This is a genomic window from Rhodococcus sp. MT28, from assembly GCF_058792695.1.
The window spans coordinates 1-16,626 of record NZ_JBXAFD010000031.1 but is presented as its reverse complement, the minus strand read 5'-3'; the positions used below and the strand labels follow the sequence as shown (position 1 = coordinate 16,626).

General features: G+C 60.6%; 16 protein-coding genes. 2 read left to right on the top strand and 14 right to left on the bottom strand.

The genetic code is table 11. The annotated features are described in order from the left end of the window. Window positions 1-220: 220 nt before the first annotated feature. The 10 genes from AC1Q6C_RS32575 to AC1Q6C_RS32530 all read right to left on the bottom strand — a co-directional run bounded on the left by AC1Q6C_RS32575 (window position 221) and on the right by AC1Q6C_RS32530 (window position 10,407). A complete protein-coding gene (locus AC1Q6C_RS32575; protein ID WP_492667091.1) occupies window positions 221-625 on the bottom strand; it encodes an amidase family protein in 405 nt (134 codons plus the stop codon). A 135-nt stretch (window positions 626-760) separates the two neighbouring features. Then, window positions 761-2,197 (bottom strand): amidohydrolase, encoded by a 1,437-nt coding sequence (locus AC1Q6C_RS32570; protein WP_492667090.1) that lies wholly within the window; start codon window positions 2,195-2,197, stop codon window positions 761-763. A gap of 43 nt (window positions 2,198-2,240) precedes the next feature. Next, entirely contained in the window at window positions 2,241-2,786 is a 546-nt protein-coding gene (locus AC1Q6C_RS32565; RefSeq protein ID WP_492667089.1) for a nucleoside deaminase, read from the bottom strand. Next, the gene (locus AC1Q6C_RS32560) at window positions 2,783-3,844 is read right to left on the bottom strand and encodes an ABC transporter substrate-binding protein (RefSeq protein ID WP_492667088.1); all 1,062 of its coding nucleotides are present in this window, start codon (window positions 3,842-3,844) and stop codon (window positions 2,783-2,785) included. Before AC1Q6C_RS32560 ends, AC1Q6C_RS32565 begins: the two co-directional genes overlap by 4 nt. Window positions 3,845-3,896: 52 nt before the next feature. Beyond that, window positions 3,897-4,646 (bottom strand): ABC transporter permease, encoded by a 750-nt coding sequence (locus tag AC1Q6C_RS32555; RefSeq protein WP_492667087.1) that lies wholly within the window; start codon window positions 4,644-4,646, stop codon window positions 3,897-3,899. Beyond that, a complete protein-coding gene (locus AC1Q6C_RS32550; RefSeq protein ID WP_492667086.1) occupies window positions 4,646-5,422 on the bottom strand; it encodes an ABC transporter permease in 777 nt (258 codons plus the stop codon). Before AC1Q6C_RS32550 ends, AC1Q6C_RS32555 begins: the two co-directional genes overlap by 1 nt. Continuing rightward, window positions 5,422-6,309, bottom strand: coding sequence for an ABC transporter ATP-binding protein (locus AC1Q6C_RS32545; RefSeq protein WP_492667085.1), 888 nt, complete (start codon window positions 6,307-6,309; stop codon window positions 5,422-5,424). Before AC1Q6C_RS32545 ends, AC1Q6C_RS32550 begins: the two co-directional genes overlap by 1 nt. After that, the gene (locus AC1Q6C_RS32540) at window positions 6,306-8,177 is read right to left on the bottom strand and encodes an isochorismatase family protein (protein WP_492667084.1); all 1,872 of its coding nucleotides are present in this window, start codon (window positions 8,175-8,177) and stop codon (window positions 6,306-6,308) included. The genes AC1Q6C_RS32545 and AC1Q6C_RS32540 overlap by 4 nt, the downstream gene beginning before the upstream one ends. Continuing rightward, the gene (locus tag AC1Q6C_RS32535) at window positions 8,174-9,253 is read right to left on the bottom strand and encodes a ring-opening amidohydrolase (protein ID WP_492667083.1); all 1,080 of its coding nucleotides are present in this window, start codon (window positions 9,251-9,253) and stop codon (window positions 8,174-8,176) included. The genes AC1Q6C_RS32540 and AC1Q6C_RS32535 overlap by 4 nt, the downstream gene beginning before the upstream one ends. Then, a complete protein-coding gene (locus AC1Q6C_RS32530) occupies window positions 9,250-10,407 on the bottom strand; it encodes an amidohydrolase family protein (RefSeq protein ID WP_492667082.1) in 1,158 nt (385 codons plus the stop codon). The genes AC1Q6C_RS32535 and AC1Q6C_RS32530 overlap by 4 nt, the downstream gene beginning before the upstream one ends. A 222-nt stretch (window positions 10,408-10,629) precedes the next feature. Here AC1Q6C_RS32530 and AC1Q6C_RS32525 point away from each other — a divergent pair, with 222 nt between their 5' ends. Then, the gene (locus AC1Q6C_RS32525) at window positions 10,630-11,310 is read left to right on the top strand and encodes a GntR family transcriptional regulator (protein WP_492667081.1); all 681 of its coding nucleotides are present in this window, start codon (window positions 10,630-10,632) and stop codon (window positions 11,308-11,310) included. 426 nt (window positions 11,311-11,736) lie between these two features. On the opposite strand, the gene AC1Q6C_RS32520 is transcribed toward AC1Q6C_RS32525, so the two are convergent. The 3 genes from AC1Q6C_RS32520 to AC1Q6C_RS32510 all read right to left on the bottom strand — a co-directional run bounded on the left by AC1Q6C_RS32520 (window position 11,737) and on the right by AC1Q6C_RS32510 (window position 14,285). Next, window positions 11,737-12,360, bottom strand: coding sequence for a hypothetical protein (locus AC1Q6C_RS32520; RefSeq protein WP_219468587.1), 624 nt, complete (start codon window positions 12,358-12,360; stop codon window positions 11,737-11,739). Between the two features lie 180 nt (window positions 12,361-12,540). Next, on the bottom strand, window positions 12,541-13,407 hold the full coding sequence (locus AC1Q6C_RS32515) for a DUF4062 domain-containing protein (protein WP_219468590.1): 867 nt from the start codon (window positions 13,405-13,407) through the stop codon (window positions 12,541-12,543). A gap of 275 nt (window positions 13,408-13,682) precedes the next feature. Further along, window positions 13,683-14,285 (bottom strand): TIR domain-containing protein, encoded by a 603-nt coding sequence (locus tag AC1Q6C_RS32510; RefSeq protein WP_219468592.1) that lies wholly within the window; start codon window positions 14,283-14,285, stop codon window positions 13,683-13,685. A gap of 81 nt (window positions 14,286-14,366) precedes the next feature. On the opposite strand from AC1Q6C_RS32510, the gene AC1Q6C_RS32505 reads away from it, so the two are divergent. Continuing rightward, entirely contained in the window at window positions 14,367-15,260 is an 894-nt protein-coding gene (locus tag AC1Q6C_RS32505; protein ID WP_219468596.1) for a DUF4231 domain-containing protein, read from the top strand. Window positions 15,261-15,270: 10 nt separating this feature from the next. Here the strand turns inward: AC1Q6C_RS32505 and AC1Q6C_RS32500 are convergent, their stop codons facing one another. Then, window positions 15,271-16,188: a toll/interleukin-1 receptor domain-containing protein gene (locus AC1Q6C_RS32500; RefSeq protein WP_219468598.1), complete on the bottom strand. Its 918-nt coding sequence runs from the start codon at window positions 16,186-16,188 to the stop codon at window positions 15,271-15,273. Window positions 16,189-16,626: the final 438 nt, after the last annotated feature.

Below are 16,626 nucleotides of genomic sequence, written 5' to 3'. Positions count from 1 at the left end.
CGCCACCTCGCTATCGACTACCTCGCCCCGGTCCTGCTCGACACCCCCTACACCCTCCGCTCTCACATCCACTCCCGCGCAGGCCGCAAACTACACCTGCGAGCCACCATCGAAAACAACCACGCCCACGTGGTCACTACCGCCACCGCACTGTTCCTCATCGTCGACATCGACCACTTCCTGACCCCCCGACACAACGCCTCGGCGGCGACCGCGCCCACTACACACGAAGACCAACAAGGCCCTCAGATGGACAGTCCCTGGCGAACTGGTCGAGGTTGGTTTTGCCGAGCACGATTGCGCCCTGATCAATGAGCCGTTGTACGGCGTGTGCGGTCGTGGCGGGTGTGTGCCGGTAGGCCGGGCACCCGCAGGTGGTGGGTAACCCGGCCACGTCGATATTGTCTTTGACAGCTACCAGGGTTCCGAAAAGCGGCGGCTGGGATCGCGCAGCGACGAAAGTGCGCGCGCGGTTGGTCGCCTCGGCCAGGACGTCGGACTCCTCACGGAGGGTGATCCAGATTTCTGGGCGATCGAGTTCCGCCATGCGGGTGTACGCCCGCGAGATCTTCTGTGCGATGGTGTCGAGTTCGGATGACGACGCCGCGGGGGCGTGTTCGGTCATGTCTGCTCCTCGGGCGAGAGGCGGGGTGGTGTCGCAACCGCCGGTTGATGTGTTGTGTCACGGGCGGTGACAGCGAGCATGTATGGATCTTCGGATGGTCTCGCGCATGGGCAGACCGGAAGGTCGTTGTGTTCTTTACGATCCCAGTGTTTGCCACGTGCGCGTGCCGGTGAGGCCGGCACGCGCGAGCATTGCAACCGATCGCTCCGCTGCGTCGTCGAAAAGGTCTTTTTCGTCGTCGGGAGTCGGCAGAAAAGCAAGTACTCGATCGCGCATCACTACCGAGCCATTGACCAGGACATCGTTGACTTCGTTGCCGTAGGCCTGAAAGACGATGGTGGCCGCCAAATCGTGCGCCGGGGTTGTCTGGGCGTGACGAAGGTCGAGGGTGATGATGTCGGCGCGTTTACCCGCCTCGAGGGATCCAATCTGGTCAGCCATACCGATGCAGCGGGCTCCGTCGATGGTGGCCATTTCGATGATTCTCTCAGGTGTGATGATCGAAGCATCTCGTTGTGCAGCTCGATGAATCAGCGCCAGCACTTTCATGTCCGAAATGAGGTTCACGCTGTCGTTGCAGTTGGCGTCGTCGGTACCGATGCCCACGGTCACGCCGCTGGCGAGCATTTCGGGGACCGGTGCGATTCCGGCTGCCAAGTAGCTGTTCGATACCGGTTGAGTAGAGATCTTGACGTCGTGCTGGCGGAACAGGCGGATGTCTCGGCTGTCGATATGCACGCAGTGTGCGGCCAGGAGTCGGTCGTCGAGGCAGCCAAGGTGGTGTAAGTATTCCGGGGCGTTCATGGAGTGCACTCGAGCTTCGACGGGATCCTCGCTGACGTGCATGGTCCAGCCGCCGGTGCGGCTCGCTGCGATTTCTTGTGCTGCCTTCATTCCTTTTTCGCTGACCATGAAGGGGATCGCGGGGGCGGGCCACACCCGGATGCGGCCATCTGCAGTGCGGTCGTGGCGGGCGATGAGCTGGTCGAGCTCTGCCAGTACGTGGTCGGTGCTGGCTGATTCGTCCATCCGTACGGCGCCGGGGGCTTTGGCGTGAATGGTGGCGACGAGTTCTTCGAGTTCGGCTCGTGGCGCGTCGAAGTACATGCGCGCGTAGATGGCTCGGATGCCTGCTTCGGTAAAGGCGCCGATGCCGGCCGCCCCGGCGCGGGCGAAGTCGTTGGGTCGGACGTCCTCGTTGTCGACCACTGTGGTGATGCCAGAACGGAGGGCTTCGGCGCAGTACAGAAGTGTTCCGACTCGGATGTCGTCGTCTGTGTAGGCAGCGAGGCCGGGATAGAGCACGTTGTGCAGCCATTCGAGGAGGTTGCGGTCATGGGATGCACCGCCCCGGAGGAGGATCTGTGGGACGTGGGTGTGGGTGTTGACGAAGCCGGGGAGCACTGCCATCCCGGTGGCGTCAATGATCTCGGCGCCGCGGATGTCGACGTCGTCCGGGGATCCCACTTGTGCGATGAACTGGTCCTCGACCACAACCGTTCCTGGTTCGAGCACGCGGCGCTCGGGATCCATGGTCAGGACTCGTCCGCCGGTGATTGCGATCCTGGTCATGATGTTCTCCTTGTGTATCGGCAGGTGGCGAGTGGTTGGGAGGTCACCATTGTTGGCCGCCATCTTCGGCCCAGGCGTCGGGTTCGCGGGCACTGTAGGAAGCCAAGAGTTCGATGCATTCGGCGGATCCTAGGTCGACGATGTCGACTCCGAGCTCGCGGAGCCAGTCGTAACCGTGTGGTGGGGGTTGGTTGACTGTTTCGCCCATAACGACCTTGGCGAAACCGAATTGTCGAACCATGCCAGTGCAGTACCAGCACGGCGCCAGAGTGGTGACCAGTATTTTGTCGCGCCAGGTGGTGTGGCGTCCGGCGTTGCGAAAGGCGTCGGTTTCGCCATGCGAGGAGGGGTCGTTGTCTTGGAGCCGCCGGTTGTGGCCCCGGCTCACCAGCTCGCCGTCGAGTGTGAAGATGGCTGCGCCGATAGGAATGCCGCCCTCGGCGAGTCCTATGTGTGCTTCTTCGATCGCGATGGCCAGCATCGCTGTTTCCGAGGTGTATTGCTGGGTGACCATCTGATGCTTGGGCGTGAGCAAAGTGCTGTTCTCCTGGGTTTTCTCGTTGTCTGAAGGATTGTGTTGCAGGCTCATCGGACGACCGGGCCGTTGGCGTAGACGGCCGCGAGGATGCTGTCGTCAAAGCTGACCGAGAGGTCTGGCAGATTGGTGCGGCCGGAGGCGGTGAGCCACGGGTACACCTTGTCTTCGATGAAGTCGGCGGACATACGGAAGAGCCCGGACTGTCGGGTTAGATCACTCTGCATGAGTTCTTGTTGGATGCGGTTTTCTTGCTTTTGTTGGTCGAGCGACAGGCCGAGATCGGCGCCGAAGTCGTTGACTGCCAGTTCGGCTCCCAGATCTGGTTGTTCGATACTTACTTGCCAGCCGCGTGCCATCGCGCGCATGTAGCTGACCAGGAGGTCGAAGTTTTCGTCGATGTAGGACCGTTTGGCGAACAGGACGTTGGCGTAGGCGGGTAGGCCGAACTCTGAGGTGAGCACGGTGACGTCATCGAAGCCTTGCTCGCGGAGAATGAGAGTCTGGTTGGTGTTGAAGCCGAACATGGCGTCGACCGCGCCTTCGATCAGGGGTTGCGGATCGAAGCCGATCGGAACGAAGGTGTAGTCAGGCTTCAATCCATTTACGGTGAAGATCGCGTCGATATAGCGTTCGTTACCGGTCTGTCCGCCGATGCGCTTACCGGTGAGATCTTGAGGTGTTCGGATGGGAGCCTTGGCTGCAGAGATCAAGGCCTGTGGAGAGTCCTGAAACTGCGTCCCGAACATCACGAGGCTGTTGTCGGCGGTGATTCCGTCAATGAGTTGGTCGAAGAACGTGGTCATTCCGACGGTGGCGGTTCCGCCGGCGACCACAGATTCGGCGGTGGGGGCGTTAGGCCCGCCGGCGAACCATTCGACGTTGACCTTCTCGTCGGCGAAGTAGTTTTTGTCTTCAGCGACCCACATGCCGGCGAACTCGACGTTCTTGACCCAGGCAAGTTGGGTGCGCACCAGACCTGCGCCGGGCGTGCTTGTGGATGAGGAGCCTGCGTCGCCGCAGGCAGCTAGTAGTGAGGGTGCGAGCAGTGCTGCTCCACCGATGCCGGCGCTACGAAATAGGAAGCTGCGGCGTGAAAGATTCGTGTTCATATCAGGTTCTCCAGGTGTGAAATGTGCTCGGTGATGTGGTCGAACGAATGGATCAGGTCCACCTCTCGATCGCGCGACGCTCCAGTGCGGTGGCGCCCAGGAAGGCGGCAACGGACAGCACGGCGGCGACCAGGGCCACACCCCACTGTTCTTCGACTCTGAATTCGATGCGGGCCAGTGCGAGCTGGTGTCCTAGCCCGTCGGCTCCGATGAGCCATTCGGCAATGAGCGCACCGAGGATGCACAAACCTGCTGAAATACGAAAGGCTGTCATGAGATTGGGGATTGCAGCGGGCAGGGCCAGCCGACGAAGTCGTGCCATCTTGCCTGCTCTCATGACTTCGAAGTAGTCGTTGGCTCCACCGGGCACTGTCCGCAATCCCGCTGATGCAAAGACGAAAGCCGGGAAGATCGAAATCAACACGGCCACAGCGATCACCGTGTTCGAGCTGTATCCGAAAAGACGCGCAATGATCGGGATCATCGCCGTGATCGGTATGGTGCGCAGCATCATGGCGCCCGGTGAGACCAGGCCCGAAAAGAACGGGCTGCTCCATCCAGCGACGGCGAGCCCGAGCCCGAAAACCATACCCAGGACAAGTCCGATGGCAGCAACCCGAATGGTGCTCCAGGCGAGGTCGAGGTAGAGACCCGGATTGGCGGCGAGGTCTTGGAGAACAGCGATTGGCCCGGGCATCACGAGGTCGGGAACGTGGAATGCGATCACCCACAGCTGCCAGAGCACCAGCACGAGAGCTGGAACCCAGAGCCGCGCCAGGACGGCGAGCGTAACGCGCCGCATCAGATGGTCATCCGGAATCGCTCAGAGACAGATCGTTCGACGATCGAGACCAACCCGTAGGCGATGAGGGCGATCCCGGCGGCCAGTAGCCCCGCCGACCAGAGCATATCGACGCGATAGTTCTGCATCGACACGACAAGGAGTTGTCCGAGTCCGCGCTCGGTACCGAACCATTCCCCGAGCAGTGCCCCAAGAACTGCCGAGGGGGCCGCCAATTTTAGTCCGTCGAGCAGCGATGGCAGCGCGGCCGGCGCTTCGACGCGCCAGAACCTGCGCAGGCGATTGGCGCCGAGAGTTGTTGCCAGATCTTGGTGCGCGGGCCCGGCGCTCTCAATTCCGGCGGTGGTCGCAATGACCGTCGTGAAGAACACAGTGAGCGCGGAGATGGCGACCGGGGTGACCTCGCGAGGAAACAGTGCGATGAGCAGTGGTCCCAACGCCAGAATCGGAATGGCGTTGACGATGGCAGCGAGGTCGAGCATCTGGCGCCGGATGGGCTGTATGAGTGCTGCCACTGCTGCGAAGGCAATCGCCGCGCTCGTTCCGATGACATAGCCAAACGCAGCCTTTTCCAGGGTCGCGCCCACCGCACGCTCGAACTGTGTCCGATTGCTTGGATCGCTTAGTGTGGTCCAGATCTCGGTCAGCGGGGGCCACGAATCGCCCAGGAGCCGCATGCGTCCAGCAACTTCCCACAGGACGGCGAAGGTGATGATTCCGGCGGCGCCCAGAAGCAACCGTCCACTGATACCGCGTATCACGCTGGTGCTGTGCATTACTCGTCGCTCTCCAGTGCCAGGGACAGCGAGTCGCACAGGTGGTGGAAGTCATCGGTCCGGGTGATCTCCGCAGCGCGGGGACGTGCGAACGACACGTTCGCCGTCTGTTTGATTCGCCCTGGCCGTCCGCTCATGGCAACGACTCTGTCTGCAAGAAAGACCGCTTCATCGACAGAGTGTGTGACAAGCAGGGTCGTGATCTGGTGCGCTGACCAGATTCTCTGCAGTTCGAGGTTGAGCCTGCGTCGGGTGACCGCGTCCAACGCCCCGAAGGGCTCATCGAGCAGCAGGACGTCGGGTTCGAGAGCCAACGCCCGCGCTATGGCAACACGCTGACGCATGCCGCCCGACAAATGTTTGGGTCTGGCGGTCTCGAAACCTTTGAGACCGACGAGTTTGATCAAATCGGCAATTTTGGCGCTGTCAGTGCGTCGACCCGCGAGCTGAAATGGTAGTGCCATGTTCGCTTCGACCGACAACCAGGGCAGCAGCGCATGGTCTTGAAACGCAACACCGAGGCGATGTGACTCGGCGAGGTGTCGGGGAGAGCGCCCCTCGACGAGAACCTCGCCCTCGGTCGGGGCATCCAAGTTGGCGATGAGGCGCAACGCGGTCGACTTCCCGCATCCCGAGGGGCCAATGAGAGCCACGAATTCGCCTGAGGCAATGTCCAAGTCGAAGCGGTCTAGTGCGGTAACCGCCTGCTGCTTACGGCGCTTGGGGAAGGTTTTTACAATGCCCCGTAGGGAGATCGCGGGATCAGCGATGGGGGACTTGCTGGGCATCTCAGCTCCGCCGGGGAGATCTGCGGGCTGGCTGGAGTTCTCGAAGGGCGTGTCGTCGTTCGGGTGGCCTTGTAGGCGTTGTTTCACGAAGTTCGTCACACCACACCACCGAGGTCGGCGATGACGTCCTCTGTCGCCATTGCGCGCCCGAACATGGCGTCCATGCGATTGCAGGTGTCGTCTTGGATCGCTGGGTCGAAGGCGGCAGTGGCATCGCGTACGAACACGACGTTGTAGTCGTTGAAGAATGCGGCCCGTGCCGTTGACTCGCAGCATATTTCGGTGGCAACGCCCACAATGATGACGGTGTCGCAGCCGAGGTTGCGAAGGGCGCGGTCGAGGTCGGTTTCGTGAAACGCATCGTATTTGTGTTTGACGACGCGGTGTTCGGTGTCGAGCGGTTGTTCCATCTCCGGGTACAGGTCGAAGCTGGGGTCGCCGATCCACAGTTCAGGGGTGAACTTGATGACTGGATGGCGATCGAGAATCCGGCCACCGCCCGGGGGACTGTGATCGGATTGCGTCCAGATGACGGGAGCTCCGACCAGTCGCGCTTCGCTGATGAGGCGATCGATATTGGGGATGATCTCGCGGCCCTTGGGTGCCTCGAAGACCGCTCCGGGGGCAACGAAGCTGTTCTGCATGTCGATGACGAGCAACGCTGTCGTTGCCGCGTCGATGGTGAAATAGTCCTCGCCGAATACTTGCTTAGGGGCAACTGCGGTCCGATCGGTCATGGCTGTGTTTCTTTCGTTGTTGTGGGGAATGGTCAGCTGAGAGTGGGCTTGCTGCAGGGCTTCTCGTGGGATCTCTGCCAGTCCGGCGCCGATCTGTCCGATGCCGGCGAGGTGGTGGGCAATGCCGGCGTCGATGGTCGGTGGCACGCTGCTGGCTAGGGCGCGGGTGACGTCGAGTCCCAGAGGTGCGCCGCGGTTGTCTGCCAGGTGCAAAGTTCTGTGCTCACCGATTGTCGAGGCCCGGCCGGCGCGGCTACGCCGATCGAGTTCAGCGATGTCGCAGCCGAGGAACGGTGCGATCTCGGGCGCAGTCGATAATGCCAGTCCGCCGAGCCCCAGGGCTTCGATGGTGCCGGAATCGCCGAGCAGGGGGGATGCGTCTGCCGCCACCGATCCCAGAGCGAGTCGGCCGCGAACTAAGGGTGCAGCGGTAGTAATCCAGCCCGGGCCGGCACCGGCGACTTTCATACCGAAGCGCTCACCGTTTGACGCCATCGCGAGCACGACTCCCGCAGGTGCGGCGGGGCCGGCAGCGTCGAGCACGCACTTGGCGAAGGCGACTGACACATTGAGAAACGTGAAACTGTTCTCTCGCAGGAAATCTGCGACAAGGTGTCCGTCGGGACCTACATCTCGCAGCGCGGGCCCGAGAATAGAGACGAAGCTGCCCGTGGTCCAGTTCGTGCGGTTGTGCAGTTCGTCACCATTGCGTAGGCCGCTGGCGACCAGGTGTCGCAACGGGATCGGGCCGTGCTCCTCAAGGGCTCGACCGAGCGTGGGCCCGGCAACATGGCGAAGCCATGCCAGACGTTCCACCACATCGGGGCTATAGGCACCAAATCGCAAGACGGCGCCGGAACCCTCGTTGATGGGTGAATGCGCAGTGGTGCCGGTGGCGTCGTCGCGTACCACGAACAGCGGCATGCTGGGCGTGATGACTCCGGCCAGGGGTGCGGCACGGCCATTGTCTTGGTTTGGCCTCAAATCCAATGCGGTGCAGGAGCTTGCCGCCTCACGCGCATCATCGAACTCCCATCCCTCGTGCAGCAATCCACCAACAACGGCGCCGAAGAGGGGACCCTCTTGAACCATGGTCTCCAATGGCGGGCCGGCATGAGTGATCGTGATCTCGCTGCCATCGCTGAGTTGGTCGCGCGCGGTGACCACAGCGACCAGGGCAGGCTCGCACGCCTCGACGGCGTCGATGAACGCGGTGGCGGCGGTGTTCATCGGGCAATCACAGCGACAGTTCCGCCCCCTGGGGGGCCCTGATGTTCGCCACCACCGGACACCTGCATCATCGGGTCTCCCACAATGGAAGCGACGGTGGCATGGACCACGGCCTTGCCCAGAAGCCACGAGTAGGGACCGAGGTAGTCGGTGCGAAGGACGTGGCGCCGCCCACGACATTCATCGGTACCGTCGACGGCAGATTTGAGGAAGACATGTTCAACAGGCGTGGTGTCGGCGGTGAAGGGCCATCCCGAGTCGATGCCCACCGCCCGCAGAGCGTCGAGAACACCATGGGGGTCAATGCCATCGCGCAGTACGCCGTGACCGATGCGGTAGGGGCTCGCTGAGGTCAAAGAGTTGCCCATGACCAGTACTGCGGCGTCGACGCGTTCGGTGCCGGCCGACACCGACGCCACGTCAGACCGCAAGTTCGGATCGCGGAGGAAGACGTCGGCAGTGATATCCGCCCGCGAGACCTCTCCGAGGGCCACTGCTACGCCCAATGCGCCCGCCGCCCGGGCCATTGCCCCAACGCTGCCGGCCTCAAGGCCACTGAGGGGTCCGTTGAGGAGTGCCGATGAACTCGGCCAGGGTGTTTTGATCTGCACGTTGTGCACATCGGCAACATCGTCGATGCCAGCGTCGGCCATCGCCGACCTGACAGCGTCGGCGACGGCGTCGACCATCGCTGGGGTTCCTACATCGAGCGGATCAAGGGTCGCAGTGGTGGTGACTCCGATCGACAATCCCCCGCCACTGCCGTCAGTGACCCATGCCGACGCAGGATCGTCGACAAACACTGCTGCATAAGGGGTCACCAGACCCGAGCAGCCGCCGATCATGATCAAGGGAATCTGTTGGGCAACGTCCTGAGGCGGGCAGCCAAGTGCTGGCGCGAAAGCGTGCGCAAAGGCCAATGAGGCGTAACCGCGCCCGAACCCGTCGCTCTCAGTCATGCACATGACCGCGCGGACATCAGTGGGAGAAAAGCCTTCGGCAGCAAGGGCCGCCTCGACACCGGCGGTGTCCTCGGGGGACGTCATGGGTACCTTCAACACACGGTTGGCTTTCACTTAATTCCTTTGTCGAGTTGGAGCGTGGAGGTAAACAGGCCGTCGGTGACGGTGATTCGGGTGCCGTCTATGCCGCGAAGCAACTCCGACGGCGATGTCGCGTCGTGGACGACGAAGGTTGCCGGTGATCCCACCGCCAGTGCACCTGCCGCGCCGGTCACGGTGGCGTACGCGGTGTCGGTGACACCTGCGATGAGCGGGCCAGCGAGCTCGGGTGCGGTGAGCTGTGCGGCGGTCGCCAGCAGACGCGCATTGTCGATGGCGCGACCCGTACCGAGCGGGAAAAAGACGTCCTGCAGGTTGTCTGATCCGACAAGAATTCCGACGCCGGCCTCGATCAATGCCCGCACTGGCGCCAAGGGCAGGCCGAAACCTAGGATGCTCGGCGCGACACAGACGTTGATATGCCGCTGCGCCAGTTCCTCAATCCAGCGCTGCTGTTGTTTCGGCGCAATCGTGCCGAGTGACAGGCAGTGTGCCAGGGTCGTCGAGAGTCCAGGAAACAGGTCGAGGACCTCCAGTACTGCAGGCAAATTAAACTTGTCGGGACTGGCGCCTTCATCAGTGTGGACTTCCAGCGGTAGCGATGCCCCAGCAGCGATGGCGGCCACAGCGCCGACATGCGCCGCTGGGTCGGGATCGACGTCGGTGTGGGCGCCGAGTGCTCCTGCACCTTCTGCGGCCGCCTGCTCAAGCAACGCAAGTACCCGCGGGGTGAGGCCATGTTGCGGAAAGGCCACGATTTGTACTACCGCGCGGGACGCGAGAGCCGCTTGGACTTGTTGGGCTGCATGAAAAGCGGTCAATCCCCAGACCTCATCGACGTCGACGAGTGCGCGAATGACGGGGGAACCATCGTCGACAATACGATTCAGAATGCGGTGCATTCGTGCGGCGACCGCCTCGACATTGTCGCGCTCAGTGACTTTCACCGATTGCATGGCGGCGATCGCATCGCCGATGGTCGTGGCGCCTGCCGGTAGACGGTCGGCGGTCCCTGCTTTGTCGAGGTGCAGATGTGCTTCGGTGAACGGTCGCGTCGCCAGGCCGCCCTCACAGTCGATCTCCAGTGGTGCCTCGAGATCAAGATGATGGCCGATTTCGCAGATCAAGGGTCCGGCGCACGCGACATCAACTCGGCGACCGTCGAGCAATTGGACTTCCCGCAATAGCAGGTCAGAGGTGCTTTTTTTGTATACGATTCACATATGATCGTTGAGTGGTCCGTGCTCGTCAAGCCGAATCGACGATCCGCAGCTAGTTCTCACGCGGCCGAAATCGGCTCGAAATGTGGTCGAAACATATCGGCCGGTTCGGCCGGCATCGGCAAGAGTTACCTGCCGAGGAGATCGAATGTTCACTAGGATCACTGCCTAATGAGGGCAGAGCGACAGTCGCAGCAAAAGGTCCCTCGTGGGGACGCCATAGCCGGCACCATCCGCTCACGAATCATCACCGGCCGACTCAAACCAGGTAATCGGTTGCGCGAGGACCGCCTCGCCGAGGAGTTCGGCGTCTCACGCGTTCCGATCAGGGAAGCGATCCGCCGACTTGATGCTGAGGGATACGTCACAGTCACCCTCAATGCCGGTGCTCGCGTTGCGGTCCCGTCTGCGCGCGACGCTCACGATCTGCTCCAAGTGCGTACCGCCCTCGAGGTACTGGCAGCCCGCCTTGCCGCCGAGCGCCGAGGTGGCGACCGCCTCGATCAACTTGCACGATTACTGAGGCAGGGTGAAAATCTGCTCGCGGGGAACAAGTTCAGCCGAGTTGCCGCCGCGGCAGAGCAATTTCACGAAGTGATGATTGAAGCCTCAGGCAACGAGCAACTCATACGTATGCTCGCCGACGTACGAGCAAAGCTCGCCTGGATTTGGACCGTGAACATCGAACATCGAGCGCCCAGCTCATGGGAAGCGCACAACGAAATCTATGCCGCCATTCGGGACGGCGACATTGCTGCGGTGACCGCGATCACGACCGCGCACCTCGCCCGAGACGAGACGATCCGTGACGAGGCGATCGACGACGACGACAGCGCAACGCCGTTAGAGTGACGAACCCTGATACGACAGCCCAAAGGCAGTGGCGAACTCGGGATAGGACGCTTGGGGCACAACAGATCTGAGCCGTCATGTAGTGGGCGCAACGCAGCGTCTGAGCGATCGGTCCTCAAACGATGCTCTCTACGAGAGGTTGTTGTTCTCACGCCTGTGGAGCATGAAGGGTGTACTGGGGGCTGGGGTGGCGGGTCATGCCGGTCCCAGGGCGCAATTGATGCACTCGAAGCGGTTATTGGCGGTGAGAACGAATGCCTCGTGCCAGGTGGCTCACCGTACATCGCGTCACTTGTGACGAAACATATTGCAGCACAATTGAGTACGCCGATAACTTATATTATGTCACCCAGTTGATGAAATATGTTGCGCTGTAACAGAATACGTTATCCGTAAATGCGCATTGACGATAGCGCGGCAGCGTCGCTACCAGAGTGAGAGCGGACGTCCTGCAGCCTCGGCCGCAGCGATGCGCTCTTCGACCGTGTCGACGTCCAGGTGCTGTTCGATCCCGGTACGGATCGCGGCAGCGATGGCGCGAGTGCGACCCGCGGGTCCTCGAACGTCGGCGAGGGGGCTGGCGATGTTGCGTCGCCGAAGCTCGTATTCGCTGCGGTTGCTGCGATTGGTTCCCAACCGCATGTGTGCCGGGTTGGTGCAGCCGGCGAAGTCGCATTGATGGCACAGCACCGCGTCGTCGGTGTTGGACCAGCCCAACCTCGAGATGACACCGTATTCGAGCTGGTAGGCGAACAAATGCGCCGGCACGGTCCCGCGGCGAGACGGCCCAGGCAGACTCGCCGCGCGGAACGAACCATGCCCGGTCGACGACACCCCGCCGATCCACGGCCAGCACTGATTCCGGCGGCGGTAACGCTTGGACTCGAAGCGAGAAACGACTGCAGGGTCGTCGATCCAGGAACGCCACAGACGTTCGGGAATGCGTACAGGCTGGGGCTGCCCGATCAACGTCATCTGGAACGCCGGTGGAGCGGGCGTGTTGTCGGGCATGCCGGGCAGCGGCAATGAAGCAGCGCTCACGAACGTCATCGCCTGCTCCTGACACTCGATCCGGACTGTTACCCGAGCTGACTGTAGGAGCGCGCACCGACAAGATCATGCTCCACAGTGGTCTAGGACGACGCGGGTAACAGCGCGGGACACAGAGCCACTGGCTGGCTCGTTGTCGATGACGGGGCCACACCTGTGGAACCCGGGCAATTCCCCAAGTTAGATAGTTATCGTCCAACGTTGGGTCTTCGGGTCGCCTGTCTCAGTCCACGACGCATCGATCTGAATCGAACCGCTCGACAGGGGAATTGCAACCCAACTGCGTGAGGAATCCGCTTCGATAGTGACCGGTTCCGATGGCGGAATGACGTGCAGCTCAGTATCTTCAAGACCCGTCACCTCGAAGGTGAGGTCCTCTGCGGCAACATCGCCCGAGTTTGTGACCGCCAGCCGGTTACTGATAGTTCGGTACTTCATTTTCCCGTTCTTATCGAGACCTTGCTGTTCTTTCCGATGATCGTGGTTCCATTTTAACTTTGCTCCAGAGGCCTTAGCAGGTCGATTAGTTGGACCCTCAGACCATCCCGCCTCATCGATGTCGTGTTCGAGCGCTCGGATAACCTGGCCTGCGAGATCTGCTGGATCGTCGTAGTCGCCGAGCAGGCCCTCTGCCTCAAGTTCGTCATGGAACGCGCGAAGGGCTACTTGCTGGTCCAGGTCGGCGTCCCGCGGAATCGGCTCGTTCGAAAAGTAGACATGTACCCGCTTTCCGAGTTGGTGTGCGCGCCGGATCTCCTCTGCAGTCCCCGATACATCGACGCCAGTTGCAGTGCCGAGACGACTGTCGAAGAATGCGATCACAACGTCTGAGCGATCAACGGCCTGCGCGTTGATAATGGACTGTGGACGCCCGCCGAGGGACGGTACAGCGCTGCGCTCGTACAGCCAAGGTAGAAGCGCAATACCCGCGCGCCGGCCATTGTTGATGTTCCAGTCGTTAATCTGATCGCGCACAGCTGCCCGCTCTTCGGAGGTGTCGCCTGGCGACGCGATCACTACCAGAACTCCGGTCATCAGCTGTGTCATCTGAATAGTTTGCCTGACCTGATCAGGGATCAGGTTCCCCTTGTCCCGCGTGTCGCCCTCTGGCTCTTAGTCGGCCTCAAGAAGAGTCGCGAGTCGGAATCGATGTGTAAAGGCTAAGCATCACATTCGAAACTGAAGTGGTCGTCGACAACGGTGACCGGTCAACGCAACGCGCATTGCAGTCGACAACGGTCGTCTTGGTCGTTGTCGCAACCAGGTGATCCCTGCGCTGGGTGGTGCGGGCATCTCATGCTCTTGATCAAGGCCGCGGTGAACTAACTGCAGCTGGCACTTCTGAGCCTGCGGGCGCGGGCATTCTCGATCAAATGATTCCGACTCGTGCGAGCGCTGAATGCGTCGCTAATCCAGCCTCGAAGAGATTGCGTACTGGTCGGGTAACTTTTGTACCGCGCGTATCCGATGTCCACGTTGCTGCCATCGCGAATAACGTTGTCGCTAGCCCGATTTGGGAGCCTACCACCGGCAGTAGCCGCGCTGGGAAGTTGGATAGCGAGCAACCCATTCACTTTGCTGTGCTTGCTGTCTCGCAATGATGAGTAGATTTCCCAGTCAACGTACCTACGAGCCCACGTGCACTGGCCGACCAGGAGAATCGTCACGGATGAATCGCCAAGATATTTGGTCCGGATTTGGTCCATTACGTATCCGGTGTCATCGCTGTCGATGAAGTCGTCTTCGTCTGTTACACCTATGGTTTTTGCGATGAACTCGGTGCCGAAGTTGTCGAGGAATGTGGCAACTTCGGCGGTATCCTCGGCGTGGTACGAGATGAAGCACTTGTGGCGGGTCGAGTCGAACTTTCTCGAGGCTGCCCGTGCCGCTAGAGTTTCGAGTTTTCTCTGCTCGTAATGCCCCATGTCGAATACTCTCCGTAGTTGTAGCGACACGCCAGAGGTCAAAAGACGGCATTCGGACGTGTCAACATTGATCATGCAGGTATGACGACTGTAGACGTAGTGGCCGACACTGATATGCCACAGCTATTCCAGGCTGCAGATCAGGCTTCATTGGAAGCGCAGAAGGCGTATGTCGGCGGCACACGAAACCGTCTTCTGCTGCTTGGAGCAGCCGCACTACTGGGAATCTTTACGTGGCGTGTTGGCGTTGCTCGAATTGATGTCTTTGCACTCGTCGGCATGGGAATTTTCGTGGCCGCGCTCTTGATCGACAGCAACTTGTGGCGTGAGCGTCCAGATAAGGCCTGGTACGACGGGCGGGCGGTGGCCGAATCGACCAAGACGCTCGCTTGGAAGTTCGCAGTTTGCGGGCTACCCTTCCCTGCTGATCTCTCAGGCGAAGACGCGGCCCAAGCCTTGTTAGAGCGGATGCACTCTGTGCGAGAACAATTCCGCGACCTTCAGCTCACACCGCTAGATGTCCCGTTGATCTCGGAGTGGATGGTTCTCCAACGTGATTCCACGCTGGAGGATCGACGGCAAAGTTATCTGACTGCCCGCATCAGTGACCAGAAGGGCTGGTACGCACGCAAAGCCTCTTACAACAGGAGCCGCGCCAAACGGTGGCGGTCCACACTCGTCACACTTGAGCTTGCAGGTGTGGCTTCATCTCTGTGGGCAGCCTTTTCTGAAAGTGTAACGGCGTTGGCGCCAGCGATTGCGGCGCTTGTTGTTGGAGTGGTTGCGTGGACCGAGACCAAGCAGCACGACGCGAATGCGCGTGCCTATGCAGCTGCAGTTGCAGATCTTGCCAGCGCCGAGGCGAAGCTCCAGCTTGCGGTTACTGAGGAATCTTGGGCGAGGGAGGTCGACGACGCTGAGGAAGCGATCAGCCGAGAACACGTGATTTGGCTTGCAACAAGGTCGCGTCTCTGATCTCTACCCGTTAGGGTCGCGCCTCCTCATCTGGTTTTAGAGGCGGCCAGGACCGCCCGTTCCTTAAGTAGTACGGCTTCATCACCCGTGTGGGGAGGACACCGCCGTGGAGTTGATCGTTGCTCCACCAAATACGATCTAACTCGTTAAACTGTAGGTCGCTTAGACGATCAAGCGTTACCAGGCGTTTCGCAGCTGCTTCGGCACTGTAGTAATCTCCGACTTCGCTGAGGGCGCTGAGCAGGCCGTCCACAACTGAATCGCCCAATTTCTCCAGACCGGCAACCCAAGAACTGATTAAGGCCGCGACTTTCTTCGGTTCATTTCCATCGGTGTAGGGCCACTGGTGACTCCCGATGAATCCCGCAGGATCAGTACCAATGCGTATTGCGAATCGCGGAATTCGACGTCCGTAAGCCCATCCGACTTCCTGCTGACACCATGTGCTAGCGTTAAATTCAGGGTGCACTAAAGCGACAAACGCCTGCATCGAGCGCAGCGCATGTTCGATTTGAGTCTGCCATGGCTTGCTTACCGCCATTGAGTCGTGCGCGACGAATCCGTGGATTCCCATGACAGCTAGTTCGTCGGCTACATCTCCGACGAACTTTCTATGCGCGGCGGAGTGCGAGAGAAATAACCGCAGGTAACCGGGCTTCCAGTTGCCTGTATTGACGTTTGTTTCGACGATGTCGGTCACTTCAGCGGGTTCCAGATCCAAGACGATCGAATACGCTTCGACAAGTGTGGAGTCTGGCATTGTTGCCACTATTTCAGCAATGGAAGGCCCGTCGTACCGTTCGTCGAGATGCTTAACTTTGAAATCTTGAAGAAGCAAATTTATTCTCTCGTATGACCAGCTATCCCCCTTCAGAGCTTCTACGAGCTGTGTCCTGAGTCGAAACCGATCCCTACGTGACATCGTCATTTCGCAAAGATAATCGATGTTTGAGATGGCAACTAAGGGGGCGCGGAGTCGGAGGCTTTGCTTGCCTTCAGGGCAGGGGTTAGGTGATGCTCATCTTTGGGAAGCATAATCTGCGGATCCGAGCAGTACATAGCTCGTCCGGATCCGCAGCCTCGGCCCTGGGTCAGCCCCAACTCATGCAACAAGGGCTCTGGGCCAGCCCTGTGACCCAACTTATGGAACAAGACTGCATTCGCGTACCGAATATCAATGACCCGCGGCGTCAACTCACGCAAATGAATGACCATCTCGTCGGTCTCCCAAAATACATTGCAGGAGAACCCAAGCCCGAATTCGCTACATCCGCGGTGCGCAACGCACTGTGTCAATGGCCACGAAGTTCTCCCCGTAGGCGGCCAGTAGTTCTCCCCGCTGGTGGCCACGGGTTCTCCCCGGTGG

Bases quoted from the DNA above. Each gene is read 5' to 3' on its own strand.
- AC1Q6C_RS32575 (WP_492667091.1), bottom strand. From the start codon at position 625: ATGACCGAACACGCCCCCGCGGCGTCGTCATCCGAACTCGACACCATC.
- AC1Q6C_RS32570 (WP_492667090.1), bottom strand. From the start codon at position 2,197: ATGACCAGGATCGCAATCACCGGCGGACGAGTCCTGACCATGGATCCC.
- AC1Q6C_RS32565 (WP_492667089.1), bottom strand. From the start codon at position 2,786: ATGAGCCTGCAACACAATCCTTCAGACAACGAGAAAACCCAGGAGAAC.
- AC1Q6C_RS32560 (WP_492667088.1), bottom strand. From the start codon at position 3,844: ATGAACACGAATCTTTCACGCCGCAGCTTCCTATTTCGTAGCGCCGGC.
- AC1Q6C_RS32555 (WP_492667087.1), bottom strand. From the start codon at position 4,646: ATGCGGCGCGTTACGCTCGCCGTCCTGGCGCGGCTCTGGGTTCCAGCT.
- AC1Q6C_RS32550 (WP_492667086.1), bottom strand. From the start codon at position 5,422: ATGCACAGCACCAGCGTGATACGCGGTATCAGTGGACGGTTGCTTCTG.
- AC1Q6C_RS32540 (WP_492667084.1), bottom strand. From the start codon at position 8,177: ATGAACACCGCCGCCACCGCGTTCATCGACGCCGTCGAGGCGTGCGAG.
- AC1Q6C_RS32525 (WP_492667081.1), top strand. From the start codon at position 10,630: ATGAGGGCAGAGCGACAGTCGCAGCAAAAGGTCCCTCGTGGGGACGCC.
- AC1Q6C_RS32520 (WP_219468587.1), bottom strand. From the start codon at position 12,360: ATGACGTTCGTGAGCGCTGCTTCATTGCCGCTGCCCGGCATGCCCGAC.
- AC1Q6C_RS32515 (WP_219468590.1), bottom strand. From the start codon at position 13,407: ATGACACAGCTGATGACCGGAGTTCTGGTAGTGATCGCGTCGCCAGGC.
- AC1Q6C_RS32510 (WP_219468592.1), bottom strand. From the start codon at position 14,285: ATGGGGCATTACGAGCAGAGAAAACTCGAAACTCTAGCGGCACGGGCA.
- AC1Q6C_RS32505 (WP_219468596.1), top strand. From the start codon at position 14,367: ATGACGACTGTAGACGTAGTGGCCGACACTGATATGCCACAGCTATTC.
- AC1Q6C_RS32500 (WP_219468598.1), bottom strand. From the start codon at position 16,188: ATGACGATGTCACGTAGGGATCGGTTTCGACTCAGGACACAGCTCGTA.